The organism is Weissella koreensis KCTC 3621, assembly GCF_000277645.1.
The window spans coordinates 60,189-80,736 of sequence record NZ_AKGG01000017.1; the positions used below are offsets into that span (position 1 = coordinate 60,189).

14 protein-coding genes, 1 tRNA gene and 3 rRNA genes are annotated in these 20,548 nt (G+C 37.6%); 17 read left to right on the forward strand and 1 reads right to left on the reverse strand.

Translation table 11 applies throughout. The features are described from left to right. The first annotated feature begins 35 nt into the window (after positions 1 to 35). The 9 genes from JC2156_RS08395 to JC2156_RS08435 all read left to right on the forward strand — a co-directional run bounded on the left by JC2156_RS08395 (position 36) and on the right by JC2156_RS08435 (position 11,723). Positions 36 to 1,616, forward strand: a 16S ribosomal RNA gene (locus JC2156_RS08395). A gap of 78 nt (positions 1,617 to 1,694) precedes the next feature. Further along, positions 1,695 to 1,767 (forward strand) — tRNA-Ala (locus JC2156_RS08400). Between the two features lie 256 nt (positions 1,768 to 2,023). Then, positions 2,024 to 4,938: ribosomal RNA gene (locus tag JC2156_RS08405) — 23S ribosomal RNA — on the forward strand. 95 nt (positions 4,939 to 5,033) lie between these two features. Continuing rightward, positions 5,034 to 5,150 (forward strand): 5S ribosomal RNA (gene rrf / locus JC2156_RS08410). Together the 16S, 23S and 5S rRNA genes with 1 tRNA gene alongside form the textbook arrangement of a ribosomal RNA operon. Before the next feature lie 228 nt (positions 5,151 to 5,378). Further along, complete coding sequence (metG, locus tag JC2156_RS08415) at positions 5,379 to 7,403, forward strand: methionine--tRNA ligase (protein WP_006846217.1); 2,025 nt, start codon at positions 5,379 to 5,381, stop codon at positions 7,401 to 7,403. 512 nt (positions 7,404 to 7,915) lie between these two features. Continuing rightward, the gene (locus tag JC2156_RS08420; protein WP_006846218.1) at positions 7,916 to 8,728 is read left to right on the forward strand and encodes a TatD family hydrolase; all 813 of its coding nucleotides are present in this window, start codon (positions 7,916 to 7,918) and stop codon (positions 8,726 to 8,728) included. Then, positions 8,718 to 9,266, forward strand: a complete 549-nt coding sequence (gene rnmV / locus JC2156_RS08425) for a ribonuclease M5 (protein WP_006846219.1) — start codon at positions 8,718 to 8,720, stop codon at positions 9,264 to 9,266. The genes JC2156_RS08420 and rnmV overlap by 11 nt, the downstream gene beginning before the upstream one ends. A 23-nt stretch (positions 9,267 to 9,289) precedes the next feature. Further along, the gene (gene rsmA / locus JC2156_RS08430) at positions 9,290 to 10,183 is read left to right on the forward strand and encodes a 16S rRNA (adenine(1518)-N(6)/adenine(1519)-N(6))-dimethyltransferase RsmA (RefSeq protein ID WP_006846220.1); all 894 of its coding nucleotides are present in this window, start codon (positions 9,290 to 9,292) and stop codon (positions 10,181 to 10,183) included. A gap of 163 nt (positions 10,184 to 10,346) precedes the next feature. After that, positions 10,347 to 11,723 (forward strand): hemolysin family protein, encoded by a 1,377-nt coding sequence (locus tag JC2156_RS08435; protein ID WP_006846221.1) that lies wholly within the window; start codon positions 10,347 to 10,349, stop codon positions 11,721 to 11,723. A 129-nt stretch (positions 11,724 to 11,852) separates the two neighbouring features. On the opposite strand, the gene JC2156_RS08440 is transcribed toward JC2156_RS08435, so the two are convergent. Next, the gene (locus JC2156_RS08440; protein WP_006846222.1) at positions 11,853 to 12,083 is read right to left on the reverse strand and encodes a Veg family protein; all 231 of its coding nucleotides are present in this window, start codon (positions 12,081 to 12,083) and stop codon (positions 11,853 to 11,855) included. A gap of 270 nt (positions 12,084 to 12,353) precedes the next feature. Here JC2156_RS08440 and JC2156_RS08445 point away from each other — a divergent pair, with 270 nt between their 5' ends. The 8 genes from JC2156_RS08445 (at position 12,354) to arcA (ending at position 20,541) form a co-directional block, all read left to right on the forward strand. Further along, positions 12,354 to 12,833 carry a ComE operon protein 2 gene (locus JC2156_RS08445; protein WP_006846223.1) on the forward strand — a complete coding sequence of 160 codons (480 nt, stop codon included), beginning with the start codon at positions 12,354 to 12,356 and terminating at the stop codon, positions 12,831 to 12,833. 14 nt (positions 12,834 to 12,847) lie between these two features. After that, the gene (locus tag JC2156_RS08450) at positions 12,848 to 13,804 is read left to right on the forward strand and encodes a thymidylate synthase (RefSeq protein WP_006846224.1); all 957 of its coding nucleotides are present in this window, start codon (positions 12,848 to 12,850) and stop codon (positions 13,802 to 13,804) included. Positions 13,805 to 13,947: 143 nt separating this feature from the next. Then, positions 13,948 to 15,195, forward strand: a complete 1,248-nt coding sequence (locus tag JC2156_RS08455; RefSeq protein ID WP_006846225.1) for an LCP family glycopolymer transferase — start codon at positions 13,948 to 13,950, stop codon at positions 15,193 to 15,195. A gap of 197 nt (positions 15,196 to 15,392) precedes the next feature. Beyond that, the gene (locus tag JC2156_RS08460; RefSeq protein ID WP_006846226.1) at positions 15,393 to 16,025 is read left to right on the forward strand and encodes a DUF1700 domain-containing protein; all 633 of its coding nucleotides are present in this window, start codon (positions 15,393 to 15,395) and stop codon (positions 16,023 to 16,025) included. Further along, positions 16,018 to 17,025 carry a DUF4097 family beta strand repeat-containing protein gene (locus JC2156_RS08465; protein WP_006846227.1) on the forward strand — a complete coding sequence of 336 codons (1,008 nt, stop codon included), beginning with the start codon at positions 16,018 to 16,020 and terminating at the stop codon, positions 17,023 to 17,025. The genes JC2156_RS08460 and JC2156_RS08465 overlap by 8 nt, the downstream gene beginning before the upstream one ends. Positions 17,026 to 17,041: 16 nt before the next feature. Beyond that, on the forward strand, positions 17,042 to 17,896 hold the full coding sequence (locus tag JC2156_RS08470) for an undecaprenyl-diphosphate phosphatase (RefSeq protein WP_006846228.1): 855 nt from the start codon (positions 17,042 to 17,044) through the stop codon (positions 17,894 to 17,896). Between the two features lie 141 nt (positions 17,897 to 18,037). After that, on the forward strand, positions 18,038 to 18,907 hold the full coding sequence (locus tag JC2156_RS08475) for a YihY/virulence factor BrkB family protein (protein ID WP_013989539.1): 870 nt from the start codon (positions 18,038 to 18,040) through the stop codon (positions 18,905 to 18,907). A 398-nt stretch (positions 18,908 to 19,305) separates the two neighbouring features. After that, positions 19,306 to 20,541 (forward strand): arginine deiminase, encoded by a 1,236-nt coding sequence (arcA, locus tag JC2156_RS08480; RefSeq protein ID WP_006846230.1) that lies wholly within the window; start codon positions 19,306 to 19,308, stop codon positions 20,539 to 20,541. Positions 20,542 to 20,548 lie beyond the last annotated feature (7 nt).

A 20,548-nucleotide genomic window follows, 5' to 3' on the forward strand; every position in this document is an offset into this window, starting at 1 on the left:
AAAAAAGATTGAGTTATACTCAAGCTTTTCAATTTTAAATTGAGAGTTTGATCCTGGCTCAGGATGAACGCTGGCGGCGTGCCTAATACATGCAAGTCGAACGCATTGTGGTTGAAATGATATGAAGAACTTGTTCAGATTTGATTTTCAACATTGCAATGAGTGGCGAACGGGTGAGTAACACGTGGGAAACCTACCTCTTAGCAGGGGATAACATTTGGAAACAAATGCTAATACCGTATAATAATTAAAACCGCATGGTTTTAGTTTAAAAGATGGTCTTGCTATCACTAAGAGATGGTCCCGCGGTGTATTAGTTAGTTGGTGAGGTAATGGCTCACCAAGACAATGATACATAGCCGAGTTGAGAGACTGACCGGCCACAATGGGACTGAGACACGGCCCATACTCCTACGGGAGGCAGCAGTAGGGAATCTTCCACAATGGACGAAAGTCTGATGGAGCAACGCCGCGTGTGTGATGAAGGGTTTCGGCTCGTAAAACACTGTTGTAAGAGAAGAATGACATTGAGAGTAACTGTTCAATGTGTGACGGTATCTTACCAGAAAGGAACGGCTAAATACGTGCCAGCAGCCGCGGTAATACGTATGTTCCAAGCGTTATCCGGATTTATTGGGCGTAAAGCGAGCGCAGACGGTTATTTAAGTCTGAAGTGAAAGCCCTCGGCTCAACCGAGGAATTGCTTTGGAAACTGGATAACTTGAGTGCAGTAGAGGAAAGTGGAACTCCATGTGTAGCGGTGAAATGCGTAGATATAAGGAAGAACACCAGTGGCGAAGGCGGCTTTCTGGACTGTAACTGACGTTGAGGCTCGAAAGTGTGGGTAGCAAACAGGATTAGATACCCTGGTAGTCCACACTGTAAACGATGAGTGCTAGTTGTTCGAGGGTTTCCGCCCTTGAGTGACGAAGCTAACGCATTAAGCACTCCGCCTGGGGAGTACGACCGCAAGGTTGAAACTCAAAGGAATTGACGGGGACCCGCACAAGCGGTGGAGCATGTGGTTTAATTCGAAGCAACGCGAAGAACCTTACCAGGTCTTGACATCCTTTGACCACTCCAGAGATGGAGCTTTCCCTTCGGGGACAAAGTGACAGGTGGTGCATGGTTGTCGTCAGCTCGTGTCGTGAGATGTTGGGTTAAGTCCCGCAACGAGCGCAACCCTTATTGTTAGTTGCCAGCATTTAGTTGGGCACTCTAGCAAGACTGCCGGTGACAAACCGGAGGAAGGCGGGGATGACGTCAAATCATCATGCCCCTTATGACCTGGGCTACACACGTGCTACAATGGCAAGTACAACGAGTCGCCAACCCGCGAGGGTGCGCAAATCTCTTAAAGCTTGTCTCAGTTCGGACTGTAGGCTGCAACTCGCCTACACGAAGTCGGAATCGCTAGTAATCGCGGATCAGCACGCCGCGGTGAATACGTTCCCGGGTCTTGTACACACCGCCCGTCACACCATGAGAGTTTGTAACACCCAAAGTCGGTGAGGTAACCTTTTATTAGGAGCCAGCCGCCTAAGGTGGGACAGATGATTAGGGTGAAGTCGTAACAAGGTAGCCGTAGGAGAACCTGCGGCTGGATCACCTCCTTTCTAAGGAAAATCGGAAACCTGCATATTCATTGAAACGTTATTTAGTTTTGAGTGTTCTACACTCAATTTAATTTTATTGGGGAATTAGCTCAGCTGGGAGAGCGCCTGCTTTGCAAGCAGGAGGTCAGCGGTTCGATCCCGCTATTCTCCATTAACACTTCGGTGTTAAATTAGTTCTTTGAAAACTGAATCATATATATAAATTTTAAAAATTTCAATTTTATTGAATACAATATAAATTGAACCGAGTAAATCAATAGTTGATCATCGCAATGATGATTGACAGTGAATTACACCGCGTTATTTTTTGAGTTTTTTAATTAGTTCATCACAATATTTATATTGTGGTAATCGCAAGCGACCGTTAGGTCGCATACTCAAGCTTGAATCATCAACGAAAGTTGATCGGTTAAGTTATTAAGGGCGCATGGTGAATGCCTTGGCACTAGGAGCCGATGAAGGACGGTACTAACACCGATATGCTTCGGGGAGCTGTAAGTAAGCTTTGATCCGGAGATTTCCGAATGGGGGAACCCAACTTGTTATGCAAGTTATCACTAGTTGAATATATAGACTAGTTGAAGGTAGACGTTGTGAACTGAAACATCTCATTAGCAACAGGAGTAGAAAGAAATATCGATTCCGTCAGTAGCGGCGAGCGAACCCGGAAGAGCCCAAACCAAAGTGCTTGCACTTTGGGGTTGTAGGACTACCGTTGTGGAGTTACAAAATTGTATGTTAGTCGAAGTGGTTGGGAAACCACGCGAAACAAGGTGATAGCCCTGTAGACGAAAACGTACAATCTCCCGTGTAGGATCCTGAGTACGGCCGGACACGTGAAATCCGGTCGGAATCTGGGAGGACCATCTCCCAAGGCTAAATACTACCTAGTGACCGATAGTGAACCAGTACCGTGAGGGAAAGGTGAAAAGCACCCCGGAAGGGGAGTGAAAAAGTTCCTGAAACCATGTGCCTACAAGAAGTCAGAGCCCGTTAATGGGTGATGGCGTGCCTTTTGTAGAATGAACCGGCGAGTTATGATTACATGCAAGGTTAAGGTGGAAAGACCGGAGCCGTAGCGAAAGCGAGTCTGAAATGGGCGACATAGTATGTAGTTGTAAACCCGAAACCAGGTGACCTACCCATGTCCAGGGTGAAGGTGTGGTAAGACGCACTGGAGGCCCGAACCTGTGCATGTTGAAAAATGCTAGGATGAGGTGTGGGTAGAGGTGAAATTCCAATCGAACTTGGAGATAGCTGGTTCTCTCCGAAATAGCTTTAGGGCTAGCCTCGGAATGTAGCGTATTGGAGGTAGAGCACTGTTTTGGTGCGGGGCCCATCTCGGGTTACCAAATTAAGATAAACTCCGAATGCCAATTACGTATGTCCGGGAGTCAGACAGTGAGTGATAAGATCCATTGTCGAAAGGGGAACAGCCCAGATCGTCAGTTAAGGTCCCTAAGTGTGTGTTAAGTGGAAAAGGATGTGGAGTTGCATAGACAACTAGGATGTTGGCTCAGAAGCAGCCACCATTTAAAGAGTGCGTAATAGCTCACTAGTCGAGTGATTCTGCGCCGAAAATGTACCGGGGCTAAACACACCACCGAAACTACGGGTGCCACGTAAGTGGCGCGATAGGAGAGCGTTCTATGGGCAATGAAGTCAGACCGTGAGGACTGGTGGAGCGCATAGAAGTGAGAATGCCGGTATGAGTAGCGAAAGACAGGTGAGAATCCTGTCCACCGAATGACTAAGGTTTCCTGGGGAAGGCTCGTCCTCCCAGGGTTAGTCGGGACCTAAGGCGAGGCCGAAAGGCGTAGTCGATGGATAACTGGTTGAGATTCCAGTACCAGGTGAACATGTTTGAACGATGGAGGGACGCAGAAGGCTAATGGATCCCAGCGACTGGAAGTGCTGGGTTAAATCACAAGTTTTGGGAGTAGTTAAATGCTTATCCCTTTAAGAACAAGTGATGATGAGGATCGAAATAAAGTAGAGAAGTCCATGATGTCACGCTGCCGAGAAAAGCTTCTAGTTAGTGTTTACCTGCCCGTACCGCAAACCGACACAGGTAGTCGAGGAGAGAATCCTAAGGTGTGCGAGTGAACTCTCGTTAAGGAACTCGGCAAAATGACCCCGTAACTTCGGGAGAAGGGGTGCTCAGCGCAAGCTGAGCCGCAGTGAATAGGCCCAGGCGACTGTTTATCAAAAACACAGGTTTCTGCAAAATCGAAAGATGACGTATAGGGGCTGACGCCTGCCCGGTGCTGGAAGGTTAAAAGGAGTGCTTAGCTTCGGCGAAGGTGCGAATTGAAGCCCCAGTAAACGGCGGCCGTAACTATAACGGTCCTAAGGTAGCGAAATTCCTTGTCGGGTAAGTTCCGACCCGCACGAAAGGCGTAACGATCTGGGCACTGTCTCAACGAGAGACTCGGTGAAATTTAAATACCCGTGAAGATGCGGGTTACCCGCGACAGGACGGAAAGACCCCATGGAGCTTTACTGTAGCTTGATATTGAGTGCTTGTGCAGCTTGTACAGAATAGGTAGGAGCCGTAGAAATCGGAACGCTAGTTTCGATGGAGGCAATAGTGGGATACTACCCTCGTTGTATGATCACTCTAACTCACACCACTAATCGTGGTGGAAGACAGTGTCTGGCAGGCAGTTTGACTGGGGCGGTCGCCTCCTAAAAGGTAACGGAGGCGCTCAAAGGTTCGCTCAGAATGGTTGGAAATCATTCGCAGAGTGTAAAGGCATAAGCGAGCTTGACTGCGAGACTAACAGGTCGAGCAGGTACGAAAGTAGGACTTAGTGATCCGGTGGTTCCGCATGGAAGGGCCATCGCTCAACGGATAAAAGCTACCCTGGGGATAACAGGCTTATCTCCCCCAAGAGTCCACATCGACGGGGAGGTTTGGCACCTCGATGTCGGCTCATCGCATCCTGGGGCTGTAGTCGGTCCCAAGGGTTGGGCTGTTCGCCCATTAAAGCGGTACGCGAGCTGGGTTCAGAACGTCGTGAGACAGTTCGGTCCCTATCCGTCGCGGGCGTAGGAAATTTGAGAGGAGCTGCCCTTAGTACGAGAGGACCGGGGTGGACGTACCACTGGTGTATCAGTTGTTCCGCCAGGAGCATCGCTGAGTAGCTATGTACGGATGAGATAAACGCTGAAAGCATCTAAGTGTGAAACTCGCCTCGAGATGAGATTTCCCATTCGAAAGAAGTAAGACCCCTTATAGATGATGAGGTAGATAGGCTAGAAGTGGAAGTACCGTGAGGTATGGAGCGGACTAGTACTAATGGTTCGAGGACTTAACCAAGTTGAATACGACGTGGTGGTTCAAGGTGTATTGTTAAAATTTATAAATATATATGATTCAGTTTTGAGGGAACTAACTCTCAACAATTTAATACGTGTCGTGACGATAGCACTGAGGTCACACCTGTTCCCATCCCGAACACAGAAGTTAAGCTCAGTCACGCCGAAAGTAGTTGGAGGATCGCCTCCTGCGAGGATAGGAAGTTGCGGTGCATGTTTGAAGCTCATCATTTTGATGGGCTTTTTTGTTATGTTTTTTAATAATTTACTTCCTTTCTAGCATGGAATTCAATAAGTTATTAAAGCCAACAAATCTTAAGATATTAAGGCGTCAATTGATAAGGGTTCTGCTATAATTAATGAAGAGTTATACTAGCTATTATAGGTAAGAAACAAAAATTTTATAACGAATACTCATTTGTATTTTGAAAGTAGGAAAACATGACAGATAAAAAGACTTTTTATATTACAACGCCAATCTATTACCCATCAGGGAAGCTACATATTGGTAATACTTATACAACTGTTTTAGCAGATGCAGCAGCTCGATATCATCGCTTATTAAACGAAGATGTTTATTATTTAACGGGAACCGATGAGCATGGACTAAAAATTGAACAAAAAGCTGATAAAATGGGTGTTACTCCTCAAGCTTATGTTGATAGTATGGCTGATGATATCAAAAAATTATGGGCTTCTTTAGATATTACTAACGATGGATTCATTCGTACAACTGATGAAATTCATGAAAAAGCTGTTACTAAGATTTTTAACCAATTGCTAGAGCAAGGGGACATCTATAAAGGAGAATATGAAGGCTGGTATTCCGTAGATGATGAGGAATACTTTACCGAGTCACAATTGGCTGAAGCATATCGTGATGAAGCTGGAAAAGTGATTGGTGGTAAGGCACCATCTGGACATGAAGTCGAGTTAGTTAAAGAAGAATCATATTTCTTTGCTATGTCTAAATATGCTGATTGGTTACTTGAATATTATCAAGCTCATCCTAATTTTATCCAGCCTGTAACGCGAATGAATGAAATGATCAATAACTTCATTAAGCCAGGTTTGGAAGACTTAGCAGTGACACGAACTTCATTTAAATGGGGTGTACCAGTAGAATCTGATCCTAAGCACGTTATTTATGTTTGGATTGATGCACTATCAAATTATATTACAGCTCTTGGATATGATTCTGAAGATGATAGTAAGTTTAAAAAATATTGGCCTGCTAACGTTCAGTTATTAGGAAAAGAAATTGTTCGTTTCCATACAATTTACTGGCCAATTATGTTACACGCTTTGGGATTAGAATTACCAGAAAATGTTATTGGTCATGGTTGGTTGACCATGAAAGATGGTAAAATGTCTAAGTCAAAAGGAAATGTTGTTTATCCTGATGTCTTAGCTGATCGTTATGGCGTTGATGCAGTTCGTTATTATCTTTTACGAGCTATGCCATTTGGTAATGACGGAATATTTACCCCTGAAGATTTCGTTGGTAAATTGAATTCTGATTTGGCTAACGATCTTGGAAACTTATTAAATCGAACTGTTGCAATGATTAATAAGTACGAAGATGGAGTTATTCCAACTTTGGAAACAGGTGCGACTGAATTTGATGAAAATTTGATTGAGATAACTGATGAAGTAATTGCCAAATATAACGAAAATATGCAAATTCTTCATGTTTCAGATGCATTAGCAGAAGTTTGGAAGTTAATTTCTCGAGCAAATAAGTATATTGATGAAACACAACCATGGGTATTAGCTAAAAATGAAGAAAATCAATCAATTCTAGCCTCTGTTATGGCTCATTTAGCTGCCTCATTGCGAGTAATTGCTATTTTACTTCAACCGGCTTTGTCACGAACACCATCAGAAATATTCAAACAATTAGGATTATCTAAGTCTAATTTAGCAATTGATCAATTGAAATTTTCTGATTTGCCAACTGGTGGTAAAGTTATATCAAAGGGAACACCAATTTTCCCAAGAATTGATGTTGAAAAAGAAGTTACGTATATTCGAGACTCAATGATGGGGGGCGGAAAAGAAACCGCTTCTGTTAAAAAGGCTAAAAATGCTGAATCTAAGGTGCAAAATGTTGATCAAAAAGAGATTAAGCCGAATTTTATTGAATTTGATGATTTCGAAAAAGTTTCTCTAAAGGTTGCTGAAATTAAAAATGTTTCAGAAATTGAAAATTCAAAGAAATTATTAAAGTTTGAATTAGATGACGGGACTGCAAAAGGTCGGACAATTTTATCAGGAATTAAGAAATGGTATCCAGAATATCAACAATTAATTGGTAAAAAAGTAGCCTTTGTTGCGAACTTAAAGCCACGTACAATGATGAAGAAATATGTTTCAGAAGGTATGTTGTTATCAGCTGAAAAAGATGGAAACGTCACGTTGTCAATCTTGCCAGATGAGATTGAAGCTGGTTCTGAATTAGGTTAAAAAATAAAAAATCTTATTATTAATTTAAGGTAGAAAAGTTATAATTAATTGTGTTGAGAGGGGAACACCTAAACAACAACATATTCATACTACCTACTCCTAAAAAAGAAAATGGTGTCGCTCTCTGAGTGACATTATTTTTTTACCTCAAAATAAAATATGTTAAAAAACTTATTATTAATTTAAGGTAGAAAAGTTATGATTAATTGTGTTGAGAGGGAATGCCTAAACAACATATTCATACTACCTACTCCTTAAAAAAGAAATAGTGCCGCTTCCTGGGTGGCATTATTTTTTTGCCTCAAAATAAAATATTTTTAAAGAACTTATTATTAATTTAAGGTAGAAAAGTTATGATTAATTGTGTTGAGAGGGGAATACCTAAACAACATATTCATACCTACCTACTCCTAAAAATATATGAATTATATGAAAGGCTTGCGCTTAACCACCGTAAGCCTTTTATTTTGTTATAATATAATAAAGAGTAATAAGAAATTGAGGAGTTCAATATGGCAATCTATGATCCAACCAAGCGTCCCACTGATGCTTATGACACACACACACATTTAAACGATGAGAAACTTTGGATTGACCCAGAGGCGTACTGGGCACGTGCACGTGAATATCGTGTAATGGAAATGAATGTCGTCGGTTATAATAAGCTTGGAAATGAGCGAGCAATTGAGCTAGCTAAAAAACTTGAAGGGGTTCATGCTACTGTTGGTTGGCAAACGGAAGATCTTGTTAATTTTAATAGTCAAGAAATGGCCATTTTGGAAGAACAATTAGCTGACCCCAATGTAGTTGGAATTGGTGAAACTGGACTAGACTATTATTGGCCTGAAAATCCAGGACATGAGGTTCAAAAGGGAGCATTGAAGAATCAACTTTATCTAGCTAATTCAATGCATAAACCAGTTACTATTCATTCACGCGATGCCTTTGATGATACATATGATATTTTGAGTAATAGTAATGTTAAAGATTTTGGTGGAGTGATGCATTCCTTTACTGGAGGACCTGAAGAGGCTAAACGATTCCTTGATTTAGGAATGTATATTTCGTTTTCTGGAATTGTAACCTTTAATAATGCTCAAGATATTAAAGATGCAGCTAAAGTTGTGCCATTAGATCGTATATTAGTAGAGACTGATGCACCATTCTTAGCACCAGTCCCAATGCGTGGTAAAACTAACGAACCAATGTTTGTAAAATATGTATTGGAAAATTTGGCAGAACAATTAGACATGCCATACAATGACTTAGCTAAAGTTACAACCGAAAATGCTCATCGTCTTTGGAAAACAAATAATGAGAATTAATGAAATTATCGTAGTTGAAGGTAAGTCTGATACTGCTAAAATTAAACGAGCGGTTGATGCTGATACGATTGAAACTAATGGATCAGCACTCGATGAGTTAACGCAAAAAACGATTGAACGTGCAGCTAAAACGCGAGGGGTAATTGTTTTTACTGATCCTGATTTTAATGGTGAACGTATTCGTAAAATTGTCACACAAATTGCACCTAATGCAAAACATGCTTTTTTAACTAAGGATCAAGCTGGTGCAAATATTAAACATCATAGTTTAGGTATTGAGTATGCAACATTGAATAATATTCAAACGATCCTAGCACAAGTAGCTGGTAATGATATTGTAGAAATTTCATCCAATATTACTAAACAGGATTTATTAGAATGGGGTTTAATTAATGGACCACAGGCAGGCGCTAGACGAACTTATTTATCAGAGCGTTTAAATTTAGGGTATGTTAATGGTAAGCAATTTATGAAAAGAATCCAGATGTTCGGTATTCAAAAAGAAGAACTATTAAAAATTTTGACCGAGCTAGATTAATTTAATTTTAAAGGAGCAGAAGAATGACAGCTAATTATCCCGATATTGCGACACCATTGCGAACGCAAGCCATTATGAATCAATATGGCATCAATACTAAAAAGTCCTTGGGGCAAAATTTTTTAACAGATTTAAATATTTTAAAGAACATTGTTTTAGCTGGGAACGTTACTAAAGATGATAATGTAATTGAAATTGGGCCTGGAATTGGGGCTTTAACCGAACAATTAGCTCGAGCAGCTAAAGAAGTAGTTGCTTTTGAAATTGACGAACGGTTAATTTCGGTGTTAGGTGATACATTATCACCATATGATAATATTAAAATTATCAATCAAGATATTCTAAAAGTTGATCTAATGTCAGCAGTGCAAGAAAATTTCACTGACCCTAGTGCTCCTTTAAAGATTGTTGCCAATTTGCCTTACTACATTACAACTCCCATCCTAATGCAAATTTTAGAATCAGGAATTGAAGTTGATGCCATTGTAGTAATGATGCAAAAGGAGGTTGCGGATCGCTTAGCAGCTGAACCAGGTACGAAAGAATATGGATCATTGTCATTGACTGTACAATATCGTGTTCAGGCGCGGGTTGCTTTTTATGTCGATCGAACTTCATTTATTCCAAATCCAAATGTTGATTCAGCAATCGTAGTACTTAAACCTAGAGAACCGTTAGAAATTTTGCCTGATAATGAACAACGTTTATTTAAGTTATTTAAAATCGGCTTCGCAATGCGACGTAAAACATTATGGAACAATTTAACGACTGCTTTCGGTAAGAATGGTGGGATGCAAGATAAATTATTAGATGCTTTAGAAATATCGAAAATTAATCCAAAAATTCGGGCGGAAAAGTTAACGTTAGAAGAGTTTATTACATTACAAAATGCATTAACTGAAGTTGGTGTGTATTAAAAATTGTTTGAAGATGTTAAAATAAAACAAATTTAATGTGGAGTTAATCTAATCCTTTAATCCATTAAATTTATGGATTAAGGTTGTGTAAATAGTATTAATTCAGTATAATTGTTGTACTTGAAATGAAAAGAACATAAAAAAGAAAGAGGTATTTTATCCTATGGATTCTGCGTCCATTATCTATAATTTAATTGCAATTGTTGTAATCTTATTATTGGCGGTCTTATTTACTTTGACCGAATATTCGTTGGTGAAAGTCCGGCCAAGCGCTTTGAAAGCAATGGCCGAAGCTGGAGAAGGTAAACCAAGCCGTAATTTGGTCGGAGCGCTTCATATGACGGAGCATCTGACTGAATATCTTTCAACGGCCCAGGTGGGAATTACGTTGACGAGTTTGATTTTGGGTTGGATTGGTGAGGCTTTTATTGCTTCTTTGATCCTTTCAACCCATATCTTACCAAAAGAATTAGCCCACCCAGTCGCATCAATTGGTGCAATTTTGATATTTACCTTTATTCATGCGGTCTTTACAGATTTGGTACCAAAGAATATTGCGATTGACAAACCAGTTCGAACACTGTTACTGATTGTTCGTCCGGTTCGGTTCTTCCACGTGATATTATATCCCTTAATCTATATCTTCGATCGTGCTGCTGCGTCAATCACTAAATTATTAGGTTTCAGTGCGCATCCAGATGAAGATATTTATTCACAAAATGAAATCATATCTTTATCTGAGGATGCGGCACAAGCTGGTGAACTAGATGCAGAAGATGTGGCCTTCATGAAACGGGCCTTTGAGATGAATGATAAGGTCGCAGCTGACATTATGATTGATCGCACTCAATTAGATGTAATTGATGTAACGGCCACTATTGGTGACGCTGTTTCTCTGTATTTAGAAGATAAATTTTCACGTTTACCAGTAGTTGCTAATAATGACAAAGATAAAATTTTAGGTTATGTCTTTAGTTATGACTTGGTACGGCAAATGCGAATCAATCCAGAAGCATCAGTCCGGATTGTTTTACGTAATATTCCAAATGTGTCCGAGAATCAAGACATCCAAGATATCTTGGAAGAAATGATTACCCATCGAGCACCGATTGTGGTCGTTAAAGATGAATATGGTGGAACTTCTGGAATTGTAACTGATAAAGATATATATGAAGAGTTATTTGGAACGGTACGTGATGAAATTGATGATGTTTCTGATGACTTGATTGAAAAAATTGCATCTGATGATGAAGGTAGAATGCATTATAAAGTTAATGGTAAATTAACCTTATTTGATTTTGAAAGATATTTCAAAGTTGACATCAAAGCCTTTAGCGATTCAGAAATGGTTACCTTAACTGGATTTATTTTAGACAAGGATCCTGATGTATCTGTAGGCAACGAATATGTTGTTTCGCACTTTAAGATCATTCCTTTGGACTATAAAGATGCATATATCAATGAATTTGAAGTAGTTAATTTAAATGAAGATGACATTGTTAAAATATATGATGATCAAAATGTAACAACAGCTGGTTAAAAAATAAAAGCCCCCTAGTTTTTCTATAATAAAACTAGGGGGCTTTTTTATATATAAAAATAACTCTCTAATCTAAGTTGAGATTAGGGAGTTATTGAAAGTCCATGTATTATAAAGTATGTATAAGAATTAGAAATCTAATTCAATGTTTTTGGTTAAAATATCAGTATAACTAAATGAAGCACGATCAAATTGATCACCATCTTGTTTTAAATCTAAAACAAAGACAGAACGGAAAGTCTCACGAACAATGGCCTCATGTTCAATATTACGGTGACGACTTTCGTGTGTAGTTAAAGTAACTGATTCTCCAATATGGGCATCAAGTGTATCTTTAATATCTGCTAATGCGGATGGCATAATTCACACTTCCTTTCATGCAAGGATGACCTCGCTTTGAATAAATTGGTATATGAACCAATTTATGAATCTTATAGGATGTAACTAGACTAAGCACCATTACTCATTATACAACATTTTTATCTTTAATTCAATATTGAATTAAAGAGCTATTTTATTTAATAATAATTTATTAGACTAAAACGTTATTTAATAATAATTTTGTTCACCTGTTAAATAGACTGATAATTTGCTATGATAAGGGCACTTAAAATTAAGGTGGTTAACAAAATGAATAGTGAAAGAATTGAATGGCCGCAATATTTTATGATGCAGGCTGTTATGTTGTCTTCACGTAGTACCTGTACGCGATTACATGTAGGGGTAGTAGTAGTAAAAGATGGTCGATTAATTGCGAGTGGATACAACGGTTCAGTTGCTGGGACCCCTCATTGTAATGAAGTGGGTGATTATATGGTTGATGGGCATTGTATTCGAGCAGTTCATGCTGAACAAAATGCCTTGCTCCAGATGGCTAAGATGGGAATTGCAGCTCAAGGAGCTGAAATTTACGTGACTGATTTTCCATGTGTACACTGCACAAAGTTTTTATTACAAGCGGGAATAAGCAAGATTAATTACTTGCGTAGTTATCACAATGATGATTTTGCGATGGAATTGATGCAACAAAAGCAAGTTGAATTACAACAAGTAAAGTTGACAGAATCGGATTTAAGTAAATTTCATTTTGAACAATTTTTAAACAACTAAAGGAGCAATTGATCATGAGTAAAAGTGAACAAGCCTATTTGGATTTCGCTAAAGATGTTTTAGAAAATGGAGAATTTAAGAACGATCGAACTGGAACTGGAACGTATTCTGTATTTGGCCGCCAACAACGCTATGATTTGAGCGAAGGATTCCCACTTTTAACAACTAAACGAGTTGCTTTTAAATTAATAAAGAGTGAACTTCTATGGTTTTTAAAGGGTGAGACTAATATTCGGTACCTTCTTGAAAATAACAATCACATATGGGATGAGTGGGCTTTTAAAAATTGGGTTAATTCAAGCGATTATGATGGCCCAGATATGACTGATTTTGGTCATCGTATTTATCAAGATTCTGACTTTAAATTAGCGTATGAACAACAACATCAGATATTTTGTGATTCTATTTTAAATGACGATGAATTTGCAGCTAAATATGGTGATTTAGGTCAAGTTTATGGTGCACAGTGGCGTCATTGGGAAAAAGTCCAAGGTGGATTTATTGATCAAATCGATAATGTTGTAAATGAAATTAAAACTAATCCAACTTCACGCCGATTGATAGTGTCAGCTTGGAATCCAGAAGCTGTTCCAATGCAAGCATTACCACCATGTCATTCGTTATTTCAATTTTATGTGGTTAATGGAAAATTAAGTCTTCAATTGTATCAACGTTCGGGTGATATTTTCTTAGGAGTACCGTTTAATATTGCTTCATATGCGTTATTGTTACATATGGTAGCTGCTCAGACAGAATTAGAAGTCGGTGAATTCATTCATACTTTCGGGGATGCCCATATTTATGCTAACCACATTGAGCAAGTCCAGGAACAATTAAATCGTCCGATGCAAGCATTACCAAAACTAAAACTTAATCCCAATGTTAAATCTATTTTTGATTATGAACTTGAAGATATTCAAATTGAAGGGTACCATCCCGCTAAATCAATTAAGGCACCTGTTGCTGTTTAAGGTTGATTAAAGAAAAAAGTATAAAATTAGTAAAGATGCATTTTAAATTTCAGTAAATCCTATTAATAAATGATATTATGGATTAATAGTGAAAAATTAACATAAGAGTGGGTGACTCAGCCCCAAAAATGAGGAGAAATTTAATGGATAATGAGCCAAACTTAGATGAAAGTCAATCTTTAAGCCGGGTTTCACGTAATAATATGTACGATAAGGATCAAAAGCCTAAAAAGACCCGCTTAAGATATTTTAGAATCTTTGGAGTTGTCTTAGGCTGTATGGGAATTATTTTAGGTGTAATGGCTGCCAGAACTTATAATCGAGTTCATGACGCTGTTGATAAGACATATTCCAGTGCCGGAATTGATAAGTCCCGTAACGTATCAGCTGCTTTAGAAAAGAGTAAACCTTTTACGGTCTTACTAATGGGGACTGATACAGGTGAATTAGGCCGTTCGGATGCCGGAAGAACAGATTCATTAATGTTAATGACTGTTAATCCGAAGAAAAAGCAAACGACTTTGATGTCAATTCCACGAGACACGGTGATTGCTCCAGTTGGCTATGAGTCGGAGTTTCCTCAAAAGATGAATTCAGCATATGAATTTGGACAAGAAGCCGCAACTATTAAAACTGTTCAAAAATGGTTGAATGTTCCAATTGATTATTATGGAATGGTAAATATGCGTGGAATGGAAGACGTGGTTAATGAAGTTGGTGGTATTAAGGTTGTTTCACCTTTGACCTTTAAATTTAATCCTACAACGGCCCATGCTGACTCAGGTTATAATTATGGTCACGAGGATCCAGGAGATCTGTATACTTTTACTAAAAACTCAGCTACATATGGATTTAATAAAAATGCAACGGATAAAAAGTATATATATTCAAACAAAATGAATGGGGCAGCAGCGTTGGCATTCTCACGGATGCGTTATGATGACCCACAAGGTGATTATGGGCGAACTCAACGCCAACGTTTAGTTCTACAAGCTATTATGACGAAGGCTAAATCAAATCCAACTCGCTTGGTTAATCAAAGCTTTTTGAATACAATTTCTAAAAATGCGCGAACTGATCTAACATATGATGATATGATGCTGATTGTAAAGAATTATTTACCAGCAGCTAATAAAATTGTGACAGATCATATTCAAGGTGGTGGTCAGGAAATTAATGGTGTTTCATATGAACATGTTACGCGTAGCGAGCAACAGCGAGCGACAAATGTTTTGCGAAAATCATTAAATCTTAAAAAGGCGAAGGCTGGACCTTTGTATGCAGGTAAGGTTTCTGATTATAAAATAGAATCGAATGGTTTACCAACGTTAGAGCAGGAAGAGTCAACTGACAGTGATAGTTCAAGTACTATTACAGCAAGTACAGAATAAATTAAAAAACAAGGTTTCGTATCAAAATCGAACCTTGTTTTTTTAAATTAGAATGATGTTAGTTAGTTAAAAAAGCTATGATGATATAAATTTATCAAAAGATTAGCCTTTTGAAATTCGCTTGACAGTATATGACATATAATATAGTCTACAATAGAGATTATTAGAATGTTTTGGAATTTATACGGAGGAAAGCAATGAAAAGTAATATTTACTTTTCGCAACTTGAAGGTCATTTAGTCGGGTTACCGGAAGATAAAAAAAACGAAATTATTCAAGATTATCGAATCTATGCAGAAAAGAATGAGTTAAGTGGGGAACTCTTGATCAATGAGTTAGGAACCCCACGGCAATTAGCACAAAAAGCAATGGTTGAATATTCGATTGATGCTGATACTATTGCTGAAAATAATAGTTTAATTAATGGTGAATTTAGTTTTACACATCGAATCAAACAGATTCGCCGACAATTTCAGTTGTTGGGAATGGTCATTGGTTTACTAATGTCCAATGTTGCTTGGTATCCAGCGATGTTTTTAATTTTTATAGGCTTATTTTTGATGACAGTAATTATGGTTATTATTGACTTAGGATTAGTATTAATCTTATTAATGGGAATTTATCAAATTTTCATGGGGATTTCAGTGTTTGGTCACCACCATGCAATTGCTATTTTCCAAGGTGGTGTTGGAATATTTCTAATTGGAATTCAGTTTGTTGGTTGGCCAATTGCTGGTGCTATGATGCATGGATTAATGAATTTATTGATGCGTTATACGAAGTCGGTAGGATTACGTTTTGCTAAAATCACAGGAGTAGATCATGAATAAAATTATTCGCTCATTCATCATTGGCTTCATTTTAATGGTGTTAGGGATTGTATTTATGGTCTTTGGTTCCATGAATGGTGGAGGAACTAGAGTGTTTTGGCATCACGGTCATTTTTGGGTACCTAATAATGTTAAAATTAACCAAAAAATTAAAGACATTAATGATATTACAATTCAAGGTGATACATTAGATATTGAGATTCAACCAGATCAAAATATTAAGAATGGAATTGTCGTTGAAGGAAATATTACGAACGATGCTGGATTTAAAATCCATAAGGACCAAAAGACATTAAAACTTACTTATCAAAATATGAACGATAATATGCCTAGTTTTTCAGATGTCTTACAAGATGAAGATCATTTAACAATTAAAGTTCCAACAGAAGTAAAGCTACAAAAGATTAAATTTAATGTGCAGAATGGTAATATCGAGTTAAATCAAATAGCAGCTAAAAATACGCGTTTGAATAACATTGAAGGACAAATTAAAATTTTGCATAGTAATATAAATCAATTAGATTTGAATAATGATAATGGAGCAACTCATATTGATGGATTAATAAGTAAACATACTAATATGAATACTGGTTCAGGTAACGTTAATTTACGTAATTTGAAAAGTGATAAAACTCAAGTTCACATTGATGAAGCTGAGCTGATTGTTCAAAAAAGTCAATTAGGTCAAGCGTTACTAAGTGTTAATAAAGGAATGACGACACTAAATCAAGTTTCGGCTCAAGATTTATTTGCACAATCAATTTATGGTGATTATAATTTAAAAGGGCTTAAATTAGCAGGAGCAGGTACGATTGCAACGCAAAGTGGTAATATCACTGCTCAACAACAATCTGATTTAGGATATCGTTTAGTGGTTCAAAATCAAGGTAAAATTGAGTTTAAGCATATATCAGCTAAAAAGTGGTATCAAACTAATTTTGATCAAGATGATCGATTAACATTGACAACATACCGTGGAGATATCATGGTAGACAAGTAACGAAAGAGGACATAGAATGTTTGATTTTATTAAATCAATAATTATTGGGATTGTTGAAGGATTGACTGAGTTTTTACCGGTTTCATCAACTGGACATATTATTATTGCTGAATCATTAATGAAAATACCTGGTGGTGCGGTCTGGACTAAAGCTTTCATGAATGTCTTTGATTATGTGATTCAATTAGGGGCTATCATGGCCGTGATTCAATTGTACTTCCATAAATTGAATCCATTTTCACCGAAAAAAAATGGAATTGAAAAACAACAAACTTGGCAATTATGGTTTAAAGTGATTGTAGCTTGTTTGCCTGCTGCAGTGATTGGATTATTATTGAATGATTTTATGGACGCTCATTTTATGACGCCAACGGTGGTAGCTAGCGCCTTAATCTTTTATGGTATTTTATTTATTTTTATGGAAAAGCATAATGAACGTGAAGACGTACAGCCATGGTTAACCGATGTAAATAAAATGTCTTATAAATTAGCATTTACAATTGGGTTGATTCAAGTTCTGTCAATTGTTCCTGGAACATCTCGCTCAGGAGCGACTATCTTAGGAGCTGTATTCCTCGGCGTATCACGAGTAGCTGCAGCTGAATTTTCGTTCTTCCTCAGTATTCCGGTAATGGTAGGAGTTTCAATCCTAAAGTTGGGTAGTTTCTTCCATAAGGGTGGTACTTTCACTGGCATGCAAGGAATTGTCCTTGCTATTGGGTTCATTGTTTCATGGATTGTGGCTTGGTATGCAATCAAATTTATGATGAACTATATTAAGCAAAATGATTTCAAGGCCTTTGGTTGGTACCGAATTGTAATTGGAATTGTTGTTATTATTTTGGGTGCTTTTGGATTATTACATATGTAATTAATAAATATGAGCTTGTTACTTGGGAGATATATCTTGAGTAATAAGCTTTTTTATTTGAAATCACTACTATTTTCCGTATAATTTAAGATATGACGGAAAATAAGGCTGGATAAAGTTATGAAAATAAAGATAAAAAAGATGACTGATAATGTATATATTAAAACAATATACAAAACAATCACCCGAATTGATCTGGGTGTTTCTACGGCAGCCATTTCATATTATGGATTATTGTCCCTATTTCCAGCAATAATATTTTTGGCAGCCATTTTACCACTGCTAGGACTAACCACGGATGTAATTATGAATTTTTTGGATAGTGGAATGCCCAAATCAATTGCGGGAGTGATTTCACCCATGATTGAATCAATTCTAAAGCATCCAGGCGTGGGAACTCTATCTTTCTCAGTGGTAGTGGCTCTTTGGTCTTTGAGTAGAGTAATAGCAATGATACGCCAATCTCAAAATGAAATTTATGATGTTAAAGTTAATAGTAATTCCTTCTTGGGACGGGCCATATCCGTGGCTTGGTTGATTTTACTATTAGGAATTATGGCAGTGTTATTTTTAGTTTTTTCAATCGGTTCCAATATATTAGATGCATTACCAATTAATGCCCAATTAACGCATCAACTTAATTATTTAAAATCGGCTACAATACCAGTAGGGATGTTTTTTGGTCTTTGTTTATTTAATTTCTTGATACCGGCAAAAAAACCTCGTTTTATCTTCGTGGTGATTGGTACGGTGGTCCAATTATTGGGGATGTTATTGTTAGCAAAAGGATTTGGATTTTATGTTAAAATTGCAGGCCGTTCATATTCTTTTTATCAAGCAATTGGTTCGGTTGTAATCTTGATGATTTGGTTGAATTTGGTGGCTACGATTGCGTTAATCGGAACGATGGTGACGGCTATTTTAGAGCAACTTTGGCCGCATAAAAATGATCGTTTCAATAAAGTAAATCAAATTTTAGACTTGTCAGAACATAAAAATAAAGAAAAATAATATAAATTTCAGAAGAATCATCATTTATGATGGTTCTTTTTTTAATATGGCAAATTATAAAAATAATCCGAACACTTTAATAAAAAATCCAACAAATTTTTATGCAGGATCTAACTTTATAATGCATAAAATTGATATAAGTTGGTTCATCTTAAAATTGGTATATGTTAAATTAAACCCGTCGTGTTAATGAATGATTAATAATAAATTCACAAACTAGGGCATGTATATTTATTTAAAAATGTAATATATTAAGAATTATAAATTTGAATGAAAGCCTTTACATTGTTGATATAACAGACTATTATTAAGGCGTTGAGAAAAGTAATACACGCTTCTCAATAACTAAAAATTATTTCAATATTTCAATGATGTATTACTAGATGGGAGATTTAATAATGATTAAGAATCCAGCAATTCAAGTCAATTCAGAAATTGGTACTTTGAAGACAGTCTTGTTACATAGGCCTGGTGCAGAAATCGAAAATATTACACCGGATACTATGGAACGTTTGTTGTTTGATGACATTCCTTTTTTGAAAAATGCGCAAATAGAACATGACTATTTTGCCAAGACTTTGCAAGATAAAGGAATCGAGACAGTTTATATCGAACAATTGTTAGAAGATGTGCTAGCTGATGAAACAGTTAAAGATGAGTTTCTAACACGTTATCTTAATGAACACCATTACATGAATGATGCAATGAAAGATATCAAGGGATATCTAAATACATTGTCAACACATGATTTGGTTTCTACGATTTACGCTGGTGTACGTCGCGAATTAGTAGATTTTAAGCATCCTAACCTTCACGATGTGGCTGGCTCAGATGCCGAAAATCCATTCTTAATGGATCCGTTGCCAAATGCTTACTTCACACGTGACCCACAGGCCATGATGGGAAGTGGATTGACAATCAACTATATGACATTTGAGGCTAGGCGTCCAGAGTCATTGATTACAGAATTTGTTATGAAGTACCACCCACGCTTTGCTGGGAACGTTGATATCTGGCTTGATCGTAATACAGATGCACGTATCGAAGGTGGAGATGAATTGGTTCTTAATGATCATGTCTTGGCAGTTGGAGTTTCACAACGTACGTCAAGTCGAGCAGTCCAAGCTTTGGCTGAAGAGCTATTTTCTAACCAAGATAGTAACTTTGATACCATCGTTGCAGTTGAGATCCCTCATAACCATGCGATGATGCATTTGGATACAGTGTTCACAATGGTTAATTATGATCAATTTACTGTCTTCCCAGGTATCATGGATGACGATGGAAAGATGAACATTAACATCTTACATTCTGGTGATCAAGGACAAGTTGTTATGGAGCATCGTAATAATTTAAAGGACACTTTGAAGGAAGTCTTAAAGTTAGATGATTTGGATCTAATTGAGACTGGTGGTGGTGACCCAATCATTGCTCCACGTGAACAATGGAATGACGGTTCAAACAATTTGACAATTGCACCTGGTGAGGTGGTTACCTATGATCGTAATTACGTTTCTATCAAATTAATGCAAGAGCATGGAATTAAGGTTAATGAAATCAAGTCAAGTGAGTTAGCACGTGGACGTGGTGGTGGACGTTGCATGTCACAACCAATCTGGCGTGATAATCTATAAAATAAAA

Coding starts and splice junctions, on each gene's coding strand:
- JC2156_RS08440 (WP_006846222.1), bottom strand. CDS start 12,083: ATGCCATCCGCATTAGCAGATATTAAAGATACACTTGATGCCCATATT.
- arcA (WP_006846230.1), top strand. CDS start 19,306: ATGATTAAGAATCCAGCAATTCAAGTCAATTCAGAAATTGGTACTTTG.
- rnmV (WP_006846219.1), top strand. CDS start 8,718: ATGAGAATTAATGAAATTATCGTAGTTGAAGGTAAGTCTGATACTGCT.
- JC2156_RS08470 (WP_006846228.1), top strand. CDS start 17,042: ATGTTTGATTTTATTAAATCAATAATTATTGGGATTGTTGAAGGATTG.
- rsmA (WP_006846220.1), top strand. CDS start 9,290: ATGACAGCTAATTATCCCGATATTGCGACACCATTGCGAACGCAAGCC.
- JC2156_RS08435 (WP_006846221.1), top strand. CDS start 10,347: ATGGATTCTGCGTCCATTATCTATAATTTAATTGCAATTGTTGTAATC.
- JC2156_RS08460 (WP_006846226.1), top strand. CDS start 15,393: ATGAAAAGTAATATTTACTTTTCGCAACTTGAAGGTCATTTAGTCGGG.
- JC2156_RS08420 (WP_006846218.1), top strand. CDS start 7,916: ATGGCAATCTATGATCCAACCAAGCGTCCCACTGATGCTTATGACACA.
- metG (WP_006846217.1), top strand. CDS start 5,379: ATGACAGATAAAAAGACTTTTTATATTACAACGCCAATCTATTACCCA.
- JC2156_RS08450 (WP_006846224.1), top strand. CDS start 12,848: ATGAGTAAAAGTGAACAAGCCTATTTGGATTTCGCTAAAGATGTTTTA.
- JC2156_RS08475 (WP_013989539.1), top strand. CDS start 18,038: ATGACTGATAATGTATATATTAAAACAATATACAAAACAATCACCCGA.
- JC2156_RS08465 (WP_006846227.1), top strand. CDS start 16,018: ATGAATAAAATTATTCGCTCATTCATCATTGGCTTCATTTTAATGGTG.
- JC2156_RS08445 (WP_006846223.1), top strand. CDS start 12,354: ATGAATAGTGAAAGAATTGAATGGCCGCAATATTTTATGATGCAGGCT.
- JC2156_RS08455 (WP_006846225.1), top strand. CDS start 13,948: ATGGATAATGAGCCAAACTTAGATGAAAGTCAATCTTTAAGCCGGGTT.